The sequence below is a fragment of the Lentzea cavernae genome, assembly GCF_014653695.1.
Taxonomy (GTDB): domain Bacteria; phylum Actinomycetota; class Actinomycetes; order Mycobacteriales; family Pseudonocardiaceae; genus Lentzea; species Lentzea cavernae.
On sequence record NZ_BNAR01000005.1, the window covers coordinates 24,746 to 41,778 of the forward strand.

Annotated in this window: 18 protein-coding genes; 6 read left to right on the forward strand and 12 right to left on the reverse strand. The window is 70.6% G+C overall.

What is annotated here, in order from left to right; genetic code table 11:
- Together IE307_RS17470 and IE307_RS17475 are read right to left on the reverse strand one after the other, a co-directional pair.
- The gene (locus IE307_RS17470; protein ID WP_229904804.1) at positions 1-1,374 is read right to left on the reverse strand and encodes a class I adenylate-forming enzyme family protein; all 1,374 of its coding nucleotides are present in this window, start codon (positions 1,372-1,374) and stop codon (positions 1-3) included.
- Positions 1,361-2,902 carry an NAD(P)-binding domain-containing protein gene (locus IE307_RS17475; protein WP_191299042.1) on the reverse strand — a complete coding sequence of 514 codons (1,542 nt, stop codon included), beginning with the start codon at positions 2,900-2,902 and terminating at the stop codon, positions 1,361-1,363. The genes IE307_RS17470 and IE307_RS17475 overlap by 14 nt, the downstream gene beginning before the upstream one ends.
- A 63-nt stretch (positions 2,903-2,965) precedes the next feature.
- Between IE307_RS17475 and IE307_RS17480 the strand changes: the two genes are divergently transcribed.
- The gene (locus IE307_RS17480; protein WP_191299043.1) at positions 2,966-4,459 is read left to right on the forward strand and encodes an aromatic amino acid ammonia-lyase; all 1,494 of its coding nucleotides are present in this window, start codon (positions 2,966-2,968) and stop codon (positions 4,457-4,459) included.
- Positions 4,460-4,468: 9 nt separating this feature from the next.
- Here the strand turns inward: IE307_RS17480 and IE307_RS17485 are convergent, their stop codons facing one another.
- The 5 genes from IE307_RS17485 to IE307_RS17505 all read right to left on the reverse strand — a co-directional run bounded on the left by IE307_RS17485 (position 4,469) and on the right by IE307_RS17505 (position 9,127).
- Positions 4,469-5,698, reverse strand: a complete 1,230-nt coding sequence (locus IE307_RS17485) for a sensor histidine kinase (protein ID WP_229904805.1) — start codon at positions 5,696-5,698, stop codon at positions 4,469-4,471.
- Positions 5,695-6,384: a response regulator transcription factor gene (locus tag IE307_RS17490; RefSeq protein WP_229904806.1), complete on the reverse strand. Its 690-nt coding sequence runs from the start codon at positions 6,382-6,384 to the stop codon at positions 5,695-5,697. The genes IE307_RS17485 and IE307_RS17490 overlap by 4 nt, the downstream gene beginning before the upstream one ends.
- Positions 6,385-6,608: 224 nt before the next feature.
- Positions 6,609-7,400, reverse strand: coding sequence for a glycoside hydrolase family 20 zincin-like fold domain-containing protein (locus IE307_RS17495; RefSeq protein ID WP_268250381.1), 792 nt, complete (start codon positions 7,398-7,400; stop codon positions 6,609-6,611).
- 120 nt (positions 7,401-7,520) lie between these two features.
- On the reverse strand, positions 7,521-8,546 hold the full coding sequence (locus IE307_RS17500) for an LLM class flavin-dependent oxidoreductase (RefSeq protein WP_191299046.1): 1,026 nt from the start codon (positions 8,544-8,546) through the stop codon (positions 7,521-7,523).
- On the reverse strand, positions 8,543-9,127 hold the full coding sequence (locus tag IE307_RS17505; RefSeq protein WP_191299047.1) for an NADPH-dependent F420 reductase: 585 nt from the start codon (positions 9,125-9,127) through the stop codon (positions 8,543-8,545). The genes IE307_RS17500 and IE307_RS17505 overlap by 4 nt, the downstream gene beginning before the upstream one ends.
- A 100-nt stretch (positions 9,128-9,227) precedes the next feature.
- Here IE307_RS17505 and IE307_RS17510 point away from each other — a divergent pair, with 100 nt between their 5' ends.
- Positions 9,228-9,980: a class I SAM-dependent methyltransferase gene (locus IE307_RS17510; protein WP_191299048.1), complete on the forward strand. Its 753-nt coding sequence runs from the start codon at positions 9,228-9,230 to the stop codon at positions 9,978-9,980.
- Here the strand turns inward: IE307_RS17510 and IE307_RS17515 are convergent.
- Positions 9,964-10,740, reverse strand: coding sequence for an alpha/beta fold hydrolase (locus tag IE307_RS17515; protein ID WP_191299049.1), 777 nt, complete (start codon positions 10,738-10,740; stop codon positions 9,964-9,966). The two genes, IE307_RS17510 and IE307_RS17515, sit on opposite strands and share 17 nt — an antisense overlap.
- Before the next feature lie 67 nt (positions 10,741-10,807).
- Between IE307_RS17515 and IE307_RS17520 the strand changes: the two genes are divergently transcribed.
- The 3 genes from IE307_RS17520 (at position 10,808) to IE307_RS17530 (ending at position 13,458) form a co-directional block, all read left to right on the forward strand.
- A complete protein-coding gene (locus IE307_RS17520) occupies positions 10,808-12,277 on the forward strand; it encodes an ABC transporter substrate-binding protein/permease (RefSeq protein WP_191299050.1) in 1,470 nt (489 codons plus the stop codon).
- Entirely contained in the window at positions 12,274-13,041 is a 768-nt protein-coding gene (locus IE307_RS17525) for an amino acid ABC transporter ATP-binding protein (protein ID WP_191299051.1), read from the forward strand. The genes IE307_RS17520 and IE307_RS17525 overlap by 4 nt, the downstream gene beginning before the upstream one ends.
- Before the next feature lie 108 nt (positions 13,042-13,149).
- Entirely contained in the window at positions 13,150-13,458 is a 309-nt protein-coding gene (locus tag IE307_RS17530) for a DUF1540 domain-containing protein (RefSeq protein WP_191299052.1), read from the forward strand.
- Here the strand turns inward: IE307_RS17530 and IE307_RS17535 are convergent.
- The gene (locus IE307_RS17535) at positions 13,455-13,880 is read right to left on the reverse strand and encodes an MgtC/SapB family protein (RefSeq protein WP_229904807.1); all 426 of its coding nucleotides are present in this window, start codon (positions 13,878-13,880) and stop codon (positions 13,455-13,457) included. The genes IE307_RS17530 and IE307_RS17535 overlap by 4 nt on opposite strands.
- 202 nt (positions 13,881-14,082) lie before the next feature.
- The gene (locus IE307_RS17540) at positions 14,083-14,907 is read right to left on the reverse strand and encodes an aldo/keto reductase (protein WP_191299053.1); all 825 of its coding nucleotides are present in this window, start codon (positions 14,905-14,907) and stop codon (positions 14,083-14,085) included.
- Between the two features lie 30 nt (positions 14,908-14,937).
- Between IE307_RS17540 and IE307_RS17545 the strand changes: the two genes are divergently transcribed.
- Positions 14,938-15,579, forward strand: coding sequence for a TVP38/TMEM64 family protein (locus IE307_RS17545; protein ID WP_191299054.1), 642 nt, complete (start codon positions 14,938-14,940; stop codon positions 15,577-15,579).
- A gap of 70 nt (positions 15,580-15,649) precedes the next feature.
- Here IE307_RS17545 and IE307_RS17550 read toward each other — a convergent pair whose 3' ends face one another.
- Both IE307_RS17550 and IE307_RS17555 read right to left on the reverse strand, forming a co-directional pair.
- Positions 15,650-15,994, reverse strand: a complete 345-nt coding sequence (locus IE307_RS17550; RefSeq protein WP_030466135.1) for an RNA polymerase-binding protein RbpA — start codon at positions 15,992-15,994, stop codon at positions 15,650-15,652.
- 238 nt (positions 15,995-16,232) lie between these two features.
- Entirely contained in the window at positions 16,233-16,988 is a 756-nt protein-coding gene (locus IE307_RS17555) for a thymidine kinase (protein ID WP_191299055.1), read from the reverse strand.
- Positions 16,989-17,033: the final 45 nt, after the last annotated feature.

Consider the following 17,033-nt stretch of genomic DNA (forward strand, 5'->3'; position numbering starts at 1 on the left):
TCACGCGATGAGGTGGCGCTTGTCGGGTTTGCCGCTGGGGGCGACGGGAGGTTCGGAGATGGCGGTGAGACGGCTCGGCGCACAGGCCGCACCGAGCCGTCCGCTGACGAGCTCCTGGATCTCGCGCAGTGGTGGGACGCGGTCGGCTTTCGGGACCACGAACGCGTGCACGGCCTCGCCGGTCTCGTCGTCCGGCACCGCCACGACGTAGGCCTCGGCGACGTCCGGGTGCTCGGCGAGCACCTGCTCGATCGGGCCGATGTAGTGCAGGTTCGCGTTGACGATCACGACGTCCCTCGCCCGGCCGGTGAGGCGCAGGTACCCGGCCTCGTCGAACCGGCCGAGGTCGCGGGTGCGGACCCAGCCGTCCACGAACACCTCGGCGGACTCCCCGGGATTTCCCCAGTAGCCGCTGGCCTGTCCGGGTGTGCGGACGTACAGCTCGCCGTCGCGGACCTCCACGTCGACCGGCGGTCGTCCCACCGTGCCGACGGGATCGCCGGGTGTGGCCATCGAGATCATGCCGGTCTCGGTCTGGCCGTAGCCGTGGAAGAGCACCGGCCCGAGGACGTCGAGGGCTTCGCGGTGGCGTTCGGGCGTCAGGGGAGAGCCCGAGACCAGCAGTGCCCGCAACGTCGACAGGTCGGCGGGGTCGCTCTTCTGGGCGGCGACGAGCTTCGCCAGACCGGGCACGGTGATCACGCGTGCCGTGGCCTCGAGCCTCGTGATCGCGTCGGCCGGGTCGCCGGCGACCACGACGGTGCCCCCGGCGGTGAGGGTCAGCACCGCGTACTCGAACATCACCTGGCTCGACAGCGAACCGAACACCAGGTAGCGGCCCAGCCGGGTCGCCAGCTCCCGGACCGCGGGAGGCCAGGCGTCCGGACGGGCGGCCCAGGCGCCGGTCATGGCCGCGTAGGTCTGCGCGCACGCCTTGGGCGCGCCGGTGCTGCCGCTGGTGTGGATGAGCCGGGCGACGTCGCCGGGACGCCCGTCGCACCGCGGCGGTTCCGGCGTGGACCGCAGGAGGTCCGGGACGTCCGCGTCGGTGATCGTGAGCGTGACGTCCAGGCTCAGCAGGTGTTCGACCTGGGCATCTGTCAGCCCCGGCCGCACCCCTGCCACCCGCGCGCCCACCACGTGGCCCGCGAGGATCGTCGCGAACGCCTCCGGGTTCACGCCCTGCAGGAGCGCGAGCCCGTCACCGGGCCCGATCCCCTTGGCGCGCAACCCGGTCGCGATCCGTGCGACCAGGTCGAGCAGTTCCGCGCCGGTCACCACGCGGGTGCCGTGCTCGAACACGGGCCGGTCCGCGGCGGCGCCGAGCACGTCGAGCACCGCGCGCGGGAACGGCTCGGTCTCACGCGCCGGCAAGGCATTCCTTCACGAACACCACGAGCGGCTGCTGGTGCACCTCCGGCACGTCCCAGTGGTTCTCCAGGTTCTCGGCCAGGTGGTGGGTCGCGGTCAGGTCGCCGTCGCGGTAGTAGCGGACGACCGGGTGCAGGTAGCTCGCGTCGGCCGCGTTGACGGCGTCGTTCTCGGCGACGCGCGGGATGCTGATGTCGAACGGGTCCACGGTGTCGTGGTCGGGCCCGTACTCCAGCGTCGCGACGAACCGGTGCTCGGCGGGCCCGAGGCCACCGTCCGCCACGTAGGCGACCGGCACCTCCTCCGAGTACCGCGCGGTCTCGCCGTCGACGCTCACCACGTCGCCCATGACCGCGAACTGCTGCCACAGGCACGAGGACGTGTTCACCCTGGCGATGACCGCGTCGCTGATCGCCTCCGGCGAGAGCTCCAGATCCGCGCCCTGCCACGCAGTGCCGTGGTTGCGGGCGCTCAGGACGCGGTGCAGCGCGCGGGCGCCGTAGCGGAAGCCGTGGATGAACCCGCTGGTCGACTTCTTGAAGTCGCGCGACTGCGTGATCGTGCCCGCGAAGTACAGGCCCGGGACGTTCGTCGACTCGAACGCCGGGGTCTGCTCGGGGAACCGGTCCTTGATGATCAGCGCCGGCCTGGCGTCCCCGGCGAACATCGAGGCGTCGAACCGGAACCCGGTGCACGCGATGATCCGGTCGTACTCCAGTTCGCGCACCTTCTCGACCGTGCGCGCGTACCGGAACTGGATCCGGAACCCGCCCTCGGGCCTGGGGTCGATGCGTTCGATCGTGCCGTCGATGACCGCGTTCTCGCTCTTGAGCTGATAGGTGTCGAGGAAGTTGTTGTTCACCGCCCGCAGGTGCCCGACGTAGTGCGTCTGCCAGGCGAGCTTCACCGAGTGCGGTCCGGCGACGTGGATGACGGCCGCGTGCTCGACCAGGGCGTCCGCGGTCTCGAAGCCCGAGTTGCCCTTGCCGATCACGAGCACCCGCTGGTCGGTGAACGACTCGGGGTCCGTGTCGAACGTGTCGTAGCGCTCGGCGTGCTCGATGCCGGGGATGTCCGGCACGTGGAGCTGGGAGACGCCGGTGGCCATCACCAGGTTCTTCGCGTGCCAGGTCTTCTCAGCGGCCTGGACGACGAATCCGTCGTCGTCGCGGGAGATGCTGGTGACATCGATGTCGTACTGGACGTTCAGGCCGTTCGCGCAGTCCTGGAAGTAGCGGACGATGTCGTCGGCGTCGGGGAAGTACTTGGGCGTGTAGCGGGTGAACAGCAGGGCTGGGTCGTCGAGCAGCAGCGAGTTCCAGTCCATCCGCATCCGCTGCTCGGGGTCGGTGAACCCGGTGTGGACCTTGTTGATGGAGATGAGCTTGCGGTGCCGCGGGTAGCGGGTGAAGAACGTGCCGGCCCCGCTGCCGCGCTCGAGGACGGCGTAGTCGCGACCGTCGCGCTCGAGCAGTGCGGCGAGCTGCAAACCGGCCGGTCCCGCGCCGATGATCAGGTAGTCGTACGCCATGGACGGGGAAGCTACCCACGCCATCTCAGAGCTTTCTGAGATCGGCTGCCTACCGTCCGTCAGGTGACCACGACCGCCTCAGACACGTCCGTGGACCTCGGTTCGCCCCTGACCCCGGCACACCTGCTGCGCGCCGCCGCACCCTTACCGGTGCTCGTCGGTTCCGCGGTGCTGGACCGCGTCGAACGCGGCCGCGCGTACCTGCGCACGGTGCTGGCCGACGACGAACGCCCGGTGTACGGCGCCAAGACCGGATTCGGCGCCCTCGTGGGCTTCGCGGGCCGGTCCTCGGAAGCCGACCAGTGCGACAACACCCTCGCACACCTCGGCGCGGGCCAAGGCCCCGACCTGCCCCTCGACATCACCCGCGCCGCCCTGCTGGTCCGCACCTGGTCGCTGGCCCAGGGCCTGTCGGGTGTGTCCGCGCACGTCGTCTCCGGCCTCTCCGCGATGTTCGCCTCCTCGTTCGTCCCGGCCGTGCCGCGCTACGGCTCCGTCGGCGCCAGCGGCGACCTCATCCCGCTGGCCTACGCCGCCCAGGCCCTGCGCGGCCGCGGTCACGCGTACCTGGACGGCGTGCGGCTGCCCGCCTCGGAGGCGCTGGCGTCCGCCGGCTTGGAACCGTTGGTGCTCGACGGCCGCGACGCCCTGGCGCTGGTCAACGGCACCTCGGTGACCACCGCCGCCACCGCCCTCGCGCTGTCGTCGATCCGCTCGTCCCACCGCGCACTCGCCGACCTCACCTGCCTGCTGGTGGACGTCGTGGGCGCCGACCCCGGATTCCTGGACCCGCGCCTGATCTCCGCGTTCGGCCACTCCGGCGCCGTGACGGTGGCATCGTGGATGCGCTCCACGCTGGAGGGCACCACCCCCAGCGGCCTGCGCGCCCTGCAGGAGCCCTACAGCATCCGCTGCTCACCCCAGCTCCTGGGAGCCGCCGAGGACGCACTGTCCTACGTGGACAGCGTGGTCTCGGCCGACCTGGGCGGTGTCAGCGACAACCCCCTGTTCTTCCCCGGCGACGACCTCGTCGCGCACGGCGGCAACTTCTTCGGCCAGCCCGCCGCCTTCGCCGCCGACGTCCTCGCCATGGTCACGGCCTCCCTCGGCAACCTGGCCGAACGCCAGCTCGACCTGCTCGTCGACCCGGCCCGCAACACGGGCCTGCCCCCGATGCTCGCCGCCGGTCCCGGTCAGCAACACGGCCTGCAGGGCGTCCAGCTCGCCACCACGGCGTTCGTCGCGGAGATCAGACGCGGTGTCCTGCCGGCCAGCACCCAGAGCCTGCCCACCAACCTGCACAACCAGGACGTGGTGCCGTTCGGGACCCAGGCCGCCCTGCGCGCCTACGACCTGGCGGAGCTGCTGCGGTTGCTGTGCGGGTCGCTCGCCCTGGGGTTGCGGCAGGCCGTGTACGTGGGTGGGCGGCGGCCCACCGCGCCCCGATGCGCGGCATTGCTGGACGCGCTGGCGGCGGTGATCGAGCCGGTGGATCCGGATCGGCCGTTGGACGTCGACGTGCGGGTGGCCGCGGAGGTGGTCGCAGGGGAGTGGTGAGCACCCCGCTCACAGCCCGACGCTGGTCATCTGCTCCCGCACCACCCCGGACTCCGCCACCGGCAGCCGCATCGTGAACCGGGCCCCCACCCCGGGCGTCCCCACCGCCTCGACAGTTCCGCCGTGCCCGCTCACGATCTCCCGCACCAACGCGAGCCCCAGCCCGAACCGTCCCTCACGACCACTGCGGTGCAACCGTTCGAACAACCGCTCCGCCTCACCCGGCTCGAACCCCGGGCCGGTGTCCGCGACCACCAGCTCCACCTGGCCGGACGAAGCCCGCACGCTCACCGAGATCCGCCCGCCCTCCGGCGTGTGCCGCACGGCGTTGGCCAGCAGCTCGTCGACCGCGCGCCGCAACCCGGTCTCGATCCCGAGCACCACCACCGGATGCCCGGGGTGCTCGAGCGACACCGTGATCCGGCGCTCGGCGGCACGCTCGGTCTCGCCCACCACCGCGGCCTCCGCCACGTCCGCCAGGTCGACGGGCTGGGAGGGACGGCCATGTAGCTGGGCGGAGGCGAGCAGGTCGTCGACCACGTCGGCGAGGCCGCGGATCGACTTGGCCAGGGCGTCGAGGTCGGTGCGCTGGTCGGCGGGCAGACCGGCGGCGAGCAGTTGGGCGCGCAGGTGGGCGCGGGCGATCGGGGTCCGCAGTTCGTGGCTCGCGTCGGTGACGAACCGGCGTTGGCGGGCCAGCGCTTCCGCCCAGGGGGCGACGGTGCGGCGGCCGACGGTCAGGCCGATCAGCCCTGCCACCAGCAGGCCCGCGGCCAAGGCGATCGCCAGTGCTTGCAGCAGGTGTGTGCGGTCGGAGATTTGGTAGCGCATGTCGAACACCGCCTGCACCGTCGTGCCGTCGGCACCGGAAGTGGTGAGGACGCGGTACTCGGTGCCGTTCGCGGTCACGTCGCGGGAGATCGCCGACCCCGACGAGTGCACCGTCCTGAGGTCGTCGCGCAGGGGGAACCCGGCCGGCACCTCCAGTGGGCCGAGGTGCAGTTCGCCGTCCTCCAGGACGAACACCCACGCGCATCGGGGCGCGATGCCCGGCACGCCGTAGACGGCGTTGTAGCGGAGTTCGCGCGACACCTGGGTTTCCTGTGCGTGTGCCACGACGGCGTAGGCGATGACGCCCACGAACGTGATCATCAGCGTGATCGCCACGCCCACCAGCACGCTCACGCGCAGCCGCGCCCGCCGGACCTCCGTGTGCTCCGCCTCGGCCCACGCCCTCACAGCGCCCCCAACCGGTAGCCGATCCCCTGAACCGTCTGCACGACCGAACGGCCGACCTTGGTCCGCAGGTAGTGCACGTAGGTGTCCACAATGGATTGCGAAGGCGCGTCCTGGAACACCGTGCGCCGCAACGCCGACCGCGTGTGCACGGTCTCGGGATGTGTTGCGAGCACGCGCAGGAGGGCGAACTCCCTGGTGGTGAGCGGGATCTTCTCGCCGTCGGGCAGCACGACCTGGTGTTGCTCGAGCTCCAGGCGCCCGGCGCCGATCCGCAGGACGGCGGCCAGTTCCGCGGCGCGGCGGCACAGTGCTCGCAGCCGGGCTATCAGCTCACCCAGGTCGAACGGTTTCGTCAGGTAGTCGTCCGCGCCGGCGTCGAGGCCGTCGATCCTGTCGCGCACCGAGCCCATCGCGGTGAGCATCAGCGCCTGCGTCCGCACGGACCGGGAACGCAACCGGGACAACAGGTCCAGCCCGTCGATCACCGGCAGGCCGCGGTCGATGACCACCACGTCGTAGGGCCGGGTGAGGGCGAGGTGCAGTCCGCGTTGCCCGTCCAGGGCGACGTCGACGTCGTAGCCCTCGCCGCGCAGCACCGCGGCGAGGAGCTCCACCAGCTCCCTGTCGTCGTCGACGAGCAGCAACCGGAAGGGGTGGTCCGGCCGGATCTTCGAAGAGGCCCGCACGGCAACCACAATGCACGCCCCGGCAGTGTCGGACCAGGTCATCAAGGCCGTGCAACAGCCAATGGACAGGCACCGGGAAATTCACAGTCGTGCCCACAAGGCCAGGTGCAGCGGAATCCCCGGGACATGCGGCAAATGCGCGCGTGGAGGCCCGTCGAGCAAACTTCCACATGTGAAACGGAGTCATCGCGTGACCTGCGATCGCGTGATGACTGTGAACGCGGCTACCAGGCGGGTGCGACGGCGGAGGTGGTGCGCAGCTCGCCGACCCAGCCCGCGGTCGCGACGGCGCGCAGGCCGTCGTCGCCCTCGGCGAGCTTGCCGTGCGGGCCCAGGACCGCCGTGCTGCCGTCGTGCCACCGCACCGGGAGCTTGCCGTGGCGCTCCAGCAGACCGGCGAACTTCGTCGTCAGCGTGGCGGTGCCGATGTGCACCCAGCGGCTCGGGAACAGGTCGAGCAGCTCGACCGTCGCCGGGCTGAGCTCGGGCACGACGGTGATGCCGTGGTCGCGGCCGTACTCGACGAGGTCGCGCAGCGCGTCGGGGTCCCCGTCGGGGAAGACGTGCAGGACGTTGAGCTTGTAGGTGGCCATCCTGTCGATGGCCTTGCGCATCTCGGCCGGCGCCAGCAGCGCGCTCGACACACCGCGCCAGGCGAACGCGGGGGAGTCGCGCACGTCGGCCGCGCGGACCGCGCCGTCGTTGGTCATCAGCTGCCGGAACGACTGCACGCCGTGCCGCAGCCCTGCCTGCGTGCCGGCGCGGAGCATCACGGCGTCGTTGCTGACCAGCAGCGCGTACCCCTCGGGGCCGAGCCCGCGCATGGCCGGGTCGTGCGACACCATCAGCATGCCGTCGGGCGACTCCGCCAGCAGGTAACCGGTCTGCCGGAAGATGTGCTCGCGCAGCAACGCGGCCGCCGTGCGCGCCTGCCCGGTCACCCGGACGGTCACGTCTTCGGTCAGTACGAACGAGCCCGTGCGACGGGGCGCGCTCGTGGGCATGGGAACAATCACCGGTTTCCTCTCCAGCGAGCTAACGCTGGGTGTACCAGCTGAGTTCCGGGGACAGGCCCCGGAACGGGGTTCCGAGGCCTGTCGTGCTGATCACACCGATGTCCGGAGGGCCGCGCCACCTCAGGCGAGCATGTCGCGCACCAGCGGCACGACCTTCGTCCCGTACAGCTCGATGGTCCGCAGCAGCGACTCGTGCGACAGCCCGCCGATCCCGTACTTCAGGTCGAACCGGCTCGCGTCGAGCTTCTTCATGGTGCGCGCCATCTTCTCCGCGACCGTCTCCGGCGACCCCACGAACAACGCGCCGTGCGGTCCCACCTCGTGCGCGTACGACTCCGGCGTCGGCGTGGCGAACCCGCGGGTCTTGCCCAGCCGGCCGATCACGTCGAGGTAGTGCGGCCAGAACTCCTCCCTGGCCTGCTCGTCGGTCTCCGCCACGTGGCCGGGGGAGTGGATGCCGATCGGCAGCGGGTCGCGGCCGAACTTCTCCAGCGCGTGCTTGTAGAGCTCCGAGAACGGCGCGAACCGGGCGGGGTGGCCGCCGATGATCGCGAGCATCAGCGAGAACCCGTACGACGCCGCGCGCACCACGGACTGCGGGCTGCCGCCGACGCCGATCCACGTCGGGAACGGCTCGGTGTACGGCACGACGTCCTGCTCGTGCAGCGCCGCGCGGGTCTTGCCCTCCCAGGTGATCTTGCCGCCCTTGAGCAGCTCGGCGAACAGGTGCGTCTTCTCCTCGAACAGGTCCTCGTAGTCCGCGAGGTCGAAGCCGAACAACGGGAACGAGTCCACACTGGACCCGCGGCCCAGGATGACCTCCGCGCGCCCGTCCGACAGGGCGTTCAGGGTCGAGAAGCGCTGGTACACGCGCACCGGGTCGTCCGAGCTGAGCACCGTCACGGCCGAGCCGAGGTGAATCGACGACGTGCGGGCGGCGATCGCGGCCAGCACCACGTCGGCGGCCGACAGCGGCATGTCCGGGGTGTGGTGCTCGCCGATGCCGAAGAAGTCGAGGCCGACCTGGTCGGCCAGCACGCCCTGCTCGACGAGGTTGCGGATGGTCTGGGCGTGCGTCAGCGGGGTGCCCGAGGCGTCCTGGGTGACGTCGCCGAACGTGTCGAGGCCGAAGGTGGTGGTGCTCATGACTGCTCCTTCACGAAGTTCTCGATTTCCTGCCTGCGGGCCGCGACGCCGAACAGCGGGCTGCCGGGTTCCAGCAGCCGTCCCGCGGCCAGGGACCCCACCGGCACCGGGTCGAACCCGATGCGCGCCAGGAACTCCACGACGGCCTGCAGCGCGGCCGGCGAGTCACCGGCCAGGCCGACGGCACGACCGGCGGCGGGTTCCATGTCCTGGTAGGCGACGTGGTTGAGGGTCTTGACGACGGCCGCGCCCACCAGCCGCGCGGCCACCTCCTCGCTCGTGCCGAGCGGTTGCTCCGCGGGAGGCCAGTGGTTCATCGAGTCGATCACGACCTTGCCCGCGAACATCCCCGGCTCGAGGGAGGAGAAGCGGTGCCACGGGATGGCCAGCACGACGAGTTCCGCGTCCGCGACCGCGTCGGCGGCCGTGAGCGCGACGGCTCCGGGCGCGAGGAACTCGGTGATCATCTCGATCCGCGACGGGGCACCGGACCCCGCGATGGTCACCTCGTACCCCGCCGCCAGGGCGAGGCGCGCGATGACGGGACCGACGTGGCCCGCACCCAGAACAGCGATCTTCACAGCACACCCGACCTCGCTAGTTGATGTGTCATCCACCTTAACCGGACCAGCCCCCGTTTATTCCGGCGGGGGTGCGTGTGAGCTGGGTTACCGTCGACGCATGTGGGCTCTCGGTGACGCGTACGAGCGCTACGTCGGCCGGTGGAGCCGGCCCGTGGCGGCGGAGTTCCTGCGCCGGCTCGACGTTCCGCCCGGCCGGACGTGGCTCGACGTCGGCTGCGGCACGGGCGCGCTGACCGAGGCCGTGCTCGCACACGCGCACCCGGCCGCGGTCGTCGGTGTCGACCCGTCGGAAGGGTTCCTCGAAGTCGCCCGCGCCCGCGTCCCGGACGCGAGGTTCGCCGTCGGCGACGCCACCGACCTGGGCGGGCGGAACGCCGACGTCGTGGTGAGCGGGCTCGTGCTCACGTTCGTGCCCGACGCGGCCGCGGCGGTGGGGGAGTTCGCCCGCGCTGCCCCGTACGTGGGTTCGTACCTGTGGGACTACACGAGCGGCATGCAGATGATGCGGCTGTTCTGGGACGCCGCGACGGACGTCGACCCCGCCGCCGCGGCGCACGACGAGGGCCGGCGGTTCAGCACGGTGAGCGGCGCAGAGCCGTTGCGCGCGTTGTGGACCGGGGCGGGGCTGCGCGACGTCGAGGTGACGGGCATCGTCGTGCCCACGGTGTTCCGCGACTTCGCCGACTTCTGGGAGCCGTTCCTCGGCGGCACGGGCGCGGCGCCCGCCTACGCGGCCACGTTGCCGCCCGAGCAACTCAACGCCGTGCGCGACCTGCTCCGCTCCCGTCTCCCGGAGCAGGGCCCGATCGAGCTGACCGCCAAGGCGTGGGCCGTCAGAGGGGCGCGCTGAGGAACCGCTCCAGGTGCGGGTTCACGTCGGCGGCGTGCGTGAGGCTCAGGAAGTGCGCGCCGCCCTCGACGAGGACCAGTTCGGCCTCGGGCAGCGCGGCGACGAGTGCCTCGGCCTTCGCGACGGGGTAGGCGAGGTCGGCGGTGCCGTGCAGCACGAGCGCGGGCGCACCGATCTCCGGGAGCCGGTCCAGCACGCCTTCGCGGCCGACCAGGGCGTTCATGATCAGCCGCAGCCGTTCCGGCTCGATCGCACCCCACTTGGGCGTCCAGTCCGACGGGTCGTACTCGCCCAGGCAGATCTTCGCGACGGCCTCGGTCACCGTCTCCGGCCCCTGCGCGATCCACACCTCGGCCAGTTGCTGGTAGGCGGCGGAGATCTGCTCGTCCTCGGTCTCGCCGGACGTGCCCAGCAACGCGAGTGCCGTGACGCGCCGCGGGGCCAGCAACGCCATCCGCAGCGCGACGAACCCGCCCTGGCTCGTGCCGATGACCGCAGCGCGGTCGACGCCCAGGGAGTCCAGCACCGCGAGCGCGTCGCGGGCGACGTCCCAGTGGTCGAACGGCGCGGTCGCGGGCGTGGCACCGTGCCCGCGCTCGTCGATCGCGACGAGCCGGAAGCGGTCGCCGAACGCCGCCACCTGCGGTGCCCACATCGACGCGTCCATCAGGAAGCTGTGCAGCAGCACGACCACCGGGCCGTCCCCGCCGTGGTCCGCGTACGACACCAGCTGCCCGTCCGCCGTGGTCACCGTCGCCATGCCGTACACCCCGTCCCGCATAGTGGATCTTCAGCACCGCCCGCCCGGTTGCCAATACCCTGCCCGGATGCGACAAGTGTTCAGGGGCGCGGTGCTGCTCCTGCTGCTGTTGATCGTCGTCCCCGCACCGGCGAACGCGCAACAAGAGCAACCTCCGCTGGTCCGCGTGGGCACGGAGGGCACCTATCCGCCGTTCTCCTTCCACGATCCCCAAACGCAGGAACTGACCGGTTACGACATAGAGGTCGTCAAGGCGATCGCCGCGAAGGCGGGCTGGCGGCTCGAGTTCGTCGAGACCCAGTGGGACGCGATCTTCCCCGCCCTCGACGCGTCGCGGATCGACCTCATCGCGAACCAGGTCTCGCGCAACCCCGAACGCGCCGCCAAGTACGGCTTGTCCAGCACCTACACCTACTCGCGCGGCGTGATCGTCCGCCGGACCGGTGACGACCGGATCAAGTCCATCGCCGATCTCAGCGGCAAGACCACCGCCCAGTCCAGCACCAGCAACTGGGCCAAGGTCGCCCGCGAGGCCGGTGCGAACGTCGAGGCGGTCGAGGGCTTCGCGCAGGCCGCCGCGCTGCTGCAGCAGGGCCGCGTCGACGCGATCGTCAACGACAACATCGCCGTCCTCGACTACCTCGCCACCACCGGCTCGAAGGACGTCGAGATCGCGGGCGACGCCGGTCAGGCCGGCAGCGAGCAGGTCCTGGCGCTGCGCCAGGCCGACTCGGCGCTGCTGTCGCAGGCGAACCAGGCGATCGACGCGCTCAAGGCCGACGGCACGTTGCGCGGCATCTCCCAAAAGTACTTCAAGGCCGACGTGTCCGTTCAGGACGGTGGCGCCGCCGACCTGTCGGAAGGACGCGGTCCGCGCAGCACGGGGGACATCCTCGCCTCGACGGCGTGGCCGATGTTCGTCGGCCTGGTCAAGGTCACCATCCCGCTGACCGCGCTGTCGTTCGCGATCGGCCTGGTCCTGGCGCTGCTGGTGGCCCTGGCCCGCATCTCGCCGTACAAGGTGCTGTCGGGGCTCGCACGGGCGTTCATCTCCATCATCCGCGGCACGCCGTTGCTCCTGCAGCTGTTCATCGTGTTCTACGGCCTGCCGCAGATAGGCCTGAAGTTCCCGCCGTTCACCGCCGCCGTCGTCGCGTTCTCGCTGAACGTCGCCGGCTACGCGGCCGAGGTGATCCGCTCCGCCATCCTGTCCGTGCCGCGCGGCCAGTTCGAGGCCGCCTCGACCATCGGCTTCGGCTACGCGCAGACGTTGCGCCGCATCGTGCTGCCGCAAGCCGCCCGCACCGCCGTGCCGCCGCTGTCGAACACGCTGCTGTCGCTGCTCAAGGACACCTCGCTCGGCTCGGTCGTGCTGCTGACCGAGCTCTTCCGCGAGTCCCAGCTGGCCGCGGCCGAGAGCAACGAGTTCCTCGCCCTCTACGCGTTCGCGGGGCTCTACTACTGGGTGATCTGCGTGGCGTTGTCCGCCGGGCAGAAACGACTGGAGACCAGGCTGAACAGGTACGTGATCGCATGACCGACATCCGCATCGAGGTCACGGGGCTCAAGAAGTCCTTCGGCTCGCTGGACGTGCTGCGCGGCATCGACTTCGCCTCCGAGCGCGGCACCTCCACCGTGCTGCTGGGACCGTCCGGCTCCGGCAAGACCACCCTGCTGCGCTCGCTGAACGTCCTCGACACCCCGGACAGCGGCGTCGTGCGCATCGACGACGTCTCGGTGGACTTCTCCGCTCTGCCGCCGGGCAAGGCGGGACGGGCCGAGGGCGCGCGCCTGCGTGCGCAGAGCGGCATGGTCTTCCAGTCTCACAACCTCTTCCCGCACCGCACGGTCCTGCAGAACCTGACCGAGGGCCCGGTCGTCGCCCAGAAGCGCCCGGTGGACGAGGTCGTGGCGGAGGCGCGGTCGCTGCTCGACCAAGTGGGCCTCGCGGACAAAGCTGATTCGTACCCGTATCAACTTTCCGGTGGACAGCAGCAACGAGTAGGTATTGCCCGTGCGCTCGCTTTGAAACCTCGTGTGGTGTTGTTCGACGAACCCACTTCCGCACTCGACCCCGAACTGGTGGGAGAGGTGCTCGCCGTGATCAAAGACCTCGCCTCGGAAGGGTGGACCACGGTCGTCGTCACGCACGAGATCCGGTTCGCCGAACGCGTCGCCGACCAGGTGTTGTTCCTCGACGGAGGCGTGATCGTGGAGCACGGAACGCCTGGTCAGGTCATCGGTGATCCGCGAGAAGAACGCACCCGGAAGTTCCTGCGGCGCGTTCTGGACCACGGCTGAAATGATTCTTGAGGATAGGCTCGCCTAATCACTTCTCGAATTGCGCGCTTCCTGACGTGGTGGCATGGTCCGGATTACCGAACCTTTCCCACCACGTCAGGAGCGGACATGACCACTCTCGAGAACCCGGCGATGCCCGCAGTCCACGATTGCACCGTGAGCGACTGCTCTTACAACCACGACGGCTGCCACGCCTTCGCGATCACCGTCCGCGGCGACAACGGCGCGGCGGACTGCGGCACGTTCATCCCGCTGGGCACGAAGGGCGGCCTGGACAAGGTCGTCGCCCAGGTCGGCGCCTGTTCGCGCACCGACTGCGTGCACAACGCCTCGCTGGAGTGCACGGCGCAGAGCGTGCGAGTGGGCCAGGGCGAAGGCGACCACCACGCCAACTGCCTGACGTACCAGCCGCATTAGCCCTCGTCGTCCTTGCGGTCGACGGCCCGGCCCAGCTCTCGCAGGCCGACGTTGACCGCGATGATCGCCACGGTGCCGGCCGCCGCGACGACGTGCAGCCCGGCACCCGCCAAGGACCCCACCGCGGCCGCGCACCACAGCGTGGCCGCGGTGTTCAGTCCGCGGACCGACAACCCGTCGCGCAGGATCACGCCCGCGCCGAGGAACCCGATCCCGGACACCACCTGCGCGGCGACGCGCGTCGGGTCACCCTGACCGTCGAACCCCTGCGCGGACAGCAGGACGAACAACGCGGCACCCACCGCCACGAGGGCGTTGGTCCGCAGCCCCGCCATGCGCGAGCGGTACTGCCGTTCGAACCCGATCAACGCGCCGAGGCCCATGCTCTCGGCGATGCGCAGTGTCATGTCGAAGACGTGCATCGTGTGACTCCCCTTATGTGCAGGGGTGTGCGTCACACGCCAGAACTCGAGCGTGCGAGGTGGGTCGACCTCTGCTGGCTACTGTGGCCTGGCATGTGTCGCTCACCTCGCTTCCTGTTGTCTGCGGTCGGACCTGGTCACGGTACCGAGACGGGCGTGAGGCCGGGGTGGGAGTGGGACGGGCGTCTCATTCCCAGGCGAACTAGAGCATCTCGAGCGGCGAGGGGCCGTCCGGCGGAGGGAAGGCCCGGTCCAACTCGGCCAGGTCCTCGGTCGTCAGACTCAGCTCCACCGCCCGCGCGTTGTCCCGCACGTGCTCGACCGTGCCCGCCTTCGGGATCGCGCAGACCTGGGGCAGCCGCAGCACCCACGCCAGCGCGACCTGGGCGGGCGTGGCGTCGTGCCGTGCGGCGACGGAGGCGAGGGCGGGGGAGTCCAGCAGCCTGCCCTGTTCGACGGGGGAGTAGGCCATCACCGGGACGCCCGTGGAGGCGTGCCACGGCAGCAGGTCGTGCTCGGGGCCGCGGCGGGTGAGGTTGTAGAGGATCTGGTTGGTCTGGCAGGAGCCCGGCAGCGCCGTCAGCTCGCGCATGTCGTCCAGGTCGAGGTTGCTGACGCCCCAGTGCCGGATCTTGCCTGCGTCCAGCAGCGCCGCGAAGCCGTCCAGGGTCTGCGCGAACGGCACGGTGCCGCGCCAGTGCAGCAGGTACAGGTCGAGGCGGTCGGTGCCCAGGCGGCGCAGCGACGCCTCGCAGGCGCGCACCACTCCGGCCGCGGAGGCGTGGGACGGCAGCACCTTCGACACGAGGAACACCTCGTCGCGCCGACCGGCCACCGCTTCGCCCACGAGTTCCTCGGACGCGCCGGAGCCGTACATCTCGGCCGTGTCGATGAGCGACAGGCCCAGGTCCAGGCCGGTGCGCAGGGCGGTGATCTCCTCGGCGCGCCTGCCGGGGCGCTCGGCCATCATCCAGGTGCCCATGCCGAGCGCGGGGACGGTCTCGCCGGAGGGGAGCAGCACGGTCATGCGCTCCAGCTTGCCGGGTACGTTGGTCTGATGCGACGTGCGGGCCTGATCCTCCTCGTGCTGCTCGTCGTCGCCCTGGCGATCGCGGCGCAGCTCGTGGACCTGCCCGACGGGACAGAACTCCGCGCACTGGTGGACGGTGCGGGGAGTGCGGCGCCGGTCGTGTTCGTGGTGGTGTGCGCGCTCGGAACGGCGGTGTTCTTCCCGAAGCCGGTGCTCGCCACGGCGGCGGGGTTGCTGTTCGGCGTGGGGTGGGGGAGCGCGCTCGCGATCGCGGGGTTCACGGCGGGCGCGATGATCGCGTTCGCGGTCGCCCGCCGGCTCGGCCGCGAGACGGTCGAGGGCTGGCTCGGGGAGCGGCTGCAGGTGCTCGAACGGGTCTTCGCGCGGCGCGGGGTCGAGGCGACGCTCGTGATCAGGTTGCTGCCGGTCCTGCCGTTCGCGCTGGCGAACTACGGCGCGGGGGTCACGTCGGTGCGGGGCGCGCACTTCGCCCTCGGCACGGCGCTGGGCCTGGTGCCCTCGGCGGTGCTCGCCGCGGTGCTGGGCGACGCCCTGAGCGATCTCGGCTCACCGCGTTCGATCGTCGCGTTGTCGATCTGGGCGGTGCTGGCGGCCGTGGGGGTGTGGTGGGGCCGGAACTTGATCACAACGGCCGCACGGGCCTCCTAGGCGCCTTCCCGGGGCACGCAAAAAGCCGCCCCGGCGGGAGACCGGGACGGCTTGACGCGTCTGCGGTGGATCAGGCCGTGCGGGTACGGCGTCCGCGAAGCTCTTCGAGGCGCTCGTCGAGCAGCTCCTCGAGCTCGGGGATCGACCGGCGCTCCAGGAGCATGTCCCAGTGCGTGCGCGGCGGCTTGACCTTCTTCACCTCCGGCTCGACACCGTCGATGATCTTCGACTCGGTGCCGTGGAGACGGCATTCCCAGGTCGGCGGCAACTCGGCGTCGTCGGAGAAGGGGACCTCGAAGTCGTGTCCCTTCGGGCAGGCGTACCGCGCTGCCCGGCGCGGAGCGAGATCGTGGTTGCGGTCGGTCTCGTAGCTGACTGCTCCGAGCCGGCTTCCACGCAAAACGCGGTCGGCCATGGCGGTGTCCTTTCGCTCGGCTCAGGGCCGGGGCCCAGGCTGCTTGCTCACCGTGTGCAACGCCCGGATTGCTCCGTTTGTTTCCGGTTCGCTCTCATGGTCGCCCACAGTGACGTCGTTCACTCGTCAACGAAGGCTTCCTACTAATGGATGCGATCGCCGCAGGATCGTGACGCGTTATCAAGCTCCTGCGCTCATGCATCACTCTAATGGCCCAGCGGCGGCCGTGGGTAGTCGGTTATGCCAACCGAAGCTGACCACTTTGTGCGACGTCAGGGCCTAGGTCGCCCAACCGAAAGTGACGCCTGCAGAGCACCTGGTAACGGACGGTAGTTTCCGTGGTGTCGGTTACACCGTTGCTCTCCGTACCCGATCGATGCTGTTCCGTGTCCGTTTTGGTGTCGGCGACCAGGACGGTGTCTCCCGCGCGGATCACCTGACCGGCCCGCACCCGTGCGTTGAACCGACCCGGCACCCCGCACCAGCACAGGACCTCGACCTGGATCGCCTTCAGCTCGTCGGCGAGTTCGAACAGCCGCTGCGATCCGGGGAACATCTCGCCGCGGAAGTCCGTGGCCAGCCCGAAGCAGTACACGTCCACCTGGACGTCGTCCGCGAGCTCCGCCAGCTGCTCCACCTGACCGGGGGACAGGAACTGCGCCTCGTCCACGATCAGGTAGTCCACCCGCCGGCCCTCGGCCCACTCCGACCGCACCATCTGGCGGAGATCGTCGTCGCGGATCTCCGCGGCCGCGCGCGTGATGCCGATGCGGCTCGAGATCTGCGGGCGCCCCGACCGGTCGTGCCGCACCAGCAGCAGCCCGCGCCGGCCTTGACGTGAGTTGTTGTGGTCGATCTGCAACGCGAGCGTCGACTTGCCGCAGTCCATCGGACCGAAGAAGAACTTCAGGTGCCCGACCACCGGCGTCGAGCGCCGGGAACCAGCGACAGGTACAGCGGAGAGGGCGTCTGTCGGATCGGGAAGGGCGTCCACGGCGGGTCACCCTAGTGCCTGGATCCCGATCATGAGGAATCCCCA

Bases quoted from the DNA above. Each gene is read 5' to 3' on its own strand.
- IE307_RS17475 (WP_191299042.1), bottom strand. From the start codon at position 2,902: ATGGCGTACGACTACCTGATCATCGGCGCGGGACCGGCCGGTTTGCAG.
- IE307_RS17500 (WP_191299046.1), bottom strand. From the start codon at position 8,546: ATGAGCACCACCACCTTCGGCCTCGACACGTTCGGCGACGTCACCCAG.
- IE307_RS17510 (WP_191299048.1), top strand. From the start codon at position 9,228: ATGTGGGCTCTCGGTGACGCGTACGAGCGCTACGTCGGCCGGTGGAGC.
- IE307_RS17515 (WP_191299049.1), bottom strand. From the start codon at position 10,740: ATGGCGACGGTGACCACGGCGGACGGGCAGCTGGTGTCGTACGCGGAC.
- IE307_RS17520 (WP_191299050.1), top strand. From the start codon at position 10,808: ATGCGACAAGTGTTCAGGGGCGCGGTGCTGCTCCTGCTGCTGTTGATC.
- IE307_RS17525 (WP_191299051.1), top strand. From the start codon at position 12,274: ATGACCGACATCCGCATCGAGGTCACGGGGCTCAAGAAGTCCTTCGGC.
- IE307_RS17530 (WP_191299052.1), top strand. From the start codon at position 13,150: ATGACCACTCTCGAGAACCCGGCGATGCCCGCAGTCCACGATTGCACC.
- IE307_RS17535 (WP_229904807.1), bottom strand. From the start codon at position 13,880: ATGCACGTCTTCGACATGACACTGCGCATCGCCGAGAGCATGGGCCTC.
- IE307_RS17540 (WP_191299053.1), bottom strand. From the start codon at position 14,907: ATGACCGTGCTGCTCCCCTCCGGCGAGACCGTCCCCGCGCTCGGCATG.
- IE307_RS17545 (WP_191299054.1), top strand. From the start codon at position 14,938: ATGCGACGTGCGGGCCTGATCCTCCTCGTGCTGCTCGTCGTCGCCCTG.
- IE307_RS17550 (WP_030466135.1), bottom strand. From the start codon at position 15,994: ATGGCCGACCGCGTTTTGCGTGGAAGCCGGCTCGGAGCAGTCAGCTAC.